This is a genomic window from Bartonella sp. AP9QHHD (assembly GCF_042195625.1).
GTDB lineage: Bacteria > Pseudomonadota > Alphaproteobacteria > Rhizobiales > Rhizobiaceae > Bartonella.
Genome location: NZ_JBHIOP010000122.1, coordinates 1 through 2,009, shown reverse-complemented (window position 1 = coordinate 2,009; position 2,009 = coordinate 1). Strand labels below are relative to the sequence as shown.

At 43.1% G+C, this 2,009-nt stretch carries 3 protein-coding genes and 1 pseudogene; all 4 read right to left on the bottom strand.

Going from position 1 to position 2,009, the window contains the following annotated elements:
* Window positions 1-1,103, bottom strand: a 1,103-nt coding sequence (locus ACFIK4_RS10165; protein ID WP_375675857.1) for a contractile injection system protein, VgrG/Pvc8 family, incomplete at its 3' end; no start/stop codon positions are given.
* Entirely contained in the window at window positions 1,100-1,324 is a 225-nt protein-coding gene (locus tag ACFIK4_RS10160) for a tail protein X (RefSeq protein WP_375675856.1), read from the bottom strand. The genes ACFIK4_RS10160 and ACFIK4_RS10165, both read right to left, overlap by 4 nt.
* On the bottom strand, window positions 1,321-1,701 hold the full coding sequence (locus tag ACFIK4_RS10155; RefSeq protein ID WP_375630019.1) for a phage tail protein: 381 nt from the start codon (window positions 1,699-1,701) through the stop codon (window positions 1,321-1,323). The genes ACFIK4_RS10160 and ACFIK4_RS10155 overlap by 4 nt, the downstream gene beginning before the upstream one ends.
* 5 nt (window positions 1,702-1,706) lie before the next feature.
* Window positions 1,707-2,009 (bottom strand): annotated as a pseudogene (locus tag ACFIK4_RS10150) (phage tail protein); the annotation flags it as partial.

The window sequence follows — 2,009 nt, the reverse complement described above, 5'->3', positions numbered from 1 at the left end:
TTGATGCGCCATTCTGCTGGAATATAGGGGCGGAAAGGGGGCTTTTGAACAAGCTTTGCTTCTGCTTGCACAAAGGGATCACCACCAATATCACATGAGAAAGAAGATTTGCCACGAGATGATTTGTTGCGATAAGCAGCAATGGCCGCAACAGCTTCTGATTGATTGTGGTAGGTGTATTTGAGTTCATGAAAAGGCTCTTTACCAACCTTGACTTCCTTTTTTTCACCAGTGCGGATATCATGATAGCTTGCGATAACACCGCCTTTCTTCTCTTTGTCTTCTTCTTTCTCAGATTCTTTTTCTGCTTTTTCTGATTCAGATGATGATGCTCTGTCACTGTTATCCATATGGATAAAGTTTTCATCATCATCAATCTCTTCTGGCTCTCGTGCATCAGCAGCGGCTTTTTGGTCGTCCCCCACATCTGTTTCTAAGCCATTGGCTGCACCTGCTTCATCTCGTGCGCTGTATTTAAAATCCCAAGAGGTACAATGTTTTTCATGGATAACAATAACGGGGAGTGTTTCACCAGTGATGGCTTTGCCTTCGCCCCGTTTAGCCAAAACAAGCTTGCCATCAACGGGTTTTGCTACCGCATCATAGTCTTCTGCAAGGCGTGTGGCAAAAGCCATATCGCTTTCAGAAGTTTGGTCAATGTGACGCACAACAATTTTAGCAAGAGCAGGGTCAACTTTTGGTGTATAGCCATTACGCTGTGCTATCTCTTGAACAATACTGCCAAGGGTTTGCTGGTGATAGGATTGGCTTTTTGGGGTTCTGTAAGATGTGTTCATTGATGCGGCGCGCCCTGTCACGCTTAAGCTTTGTGGTGGGCTGCTTACAGAGATTTCGTCTATCAGATAGGATCCCATATCGCGGTTTTTGCCCCCTTCATAGCCAAGTGTGACAGAAATGATTGTTCCGATAAGAGGAATATCAAGAAAGCCGTTATCACTGTCACGTGCGCGGTCATCAAGCTCTATAGTGATACGGTCACTTTTGTTTTCTGCTTCATCGGTAATTTCAATCGACAAAACATAGTCCATCAGCATTCTTGTGATGTCCTCTCCATTTGCCATCACTGTGCAAAAAGGTTTCATGATTTGCTACCCCAAATTCTGATTACCGGTGTGGCTTTAGGATAGGGGAGGGTTGGCAAAACGATTGTGATTCCTGCTTTTAAAATGGGTCCATAGTCTGCAAGCCCCAAATTCGCTGCATAGACGCGTTCAACAGCAAGGGCTTGTTGACCCTTTGCATAGTATCTCCAGCAAATGGCATCAACCATATCACCATCTTTGGTCATATAAAGATCACTCATAGGTCTTCACCATATTCTCTCAACTTTATTGTAAATTCTTGTTTTTTGGGGATGCCATTATGATGAAAAATGCTTTGTTTTTCCTCTACAGAAAGAATGACAAACTTACCTAAGATTTTGCCTTGACCAGTCACAAGAATGTGAGGTCCTTCATGTGCCATTTGCCGTAAATATTCGAGCTGTCTATGACCACCTTTGAAATCTGGATAAATCACACCAGTTAAAGAAAATTCCGCATTTGCAACGGCAGGCAATTGAAGAGCTGCTTTGCGCCCCAATCGTCCTTGCTCTACCCATGGAACCCCATAAGACATATCAAGTGTTTGATAAGCAGCTGTTTCAATCGAAAAAATAAAACCACCCAAAGCTAACATCATGGTATTTAATCCGAAAGGCTAGAGGCTATGGCTAAACGTTGCTGTTTTGCATAGCGTTCAAGTGCTTGATTGACAGCGTCTCTGATTTCGTCCTTGAGACCATTGGGGACGGAAATATTGAGATTTGTAATGGTTACACGGGCGTCTACTTCAACGGGCTTATGAACCGTAATTGGCTTTGGAGCTTTAAAAGCACCTACTTTATTTGTTGCCTGCATTTGTCCTGTTTCAACGACACTTGTATTAAAACCACTCTTGCGTTTTTCAGGTGGGGTATTTGTAACCACTACTGTATCAACCATTTTTTT

Coding starts and splice junctions, on each gene's coding strand:
- ACFIK4_RS10160 (WP_375675856.1), bottom strand. CDS start 1,324: ATGAGTGATCTTTATATGACCAAAGATGGTGATATGGTTGATGCCATT.
- ACFIK4_RS10155 (WP_375630019.1), bottom strand. CDS start 1,701: ATGATGTTAGCTTTGGGTGGTTTTATTTTTTCGATTGAAACAGCTGCT.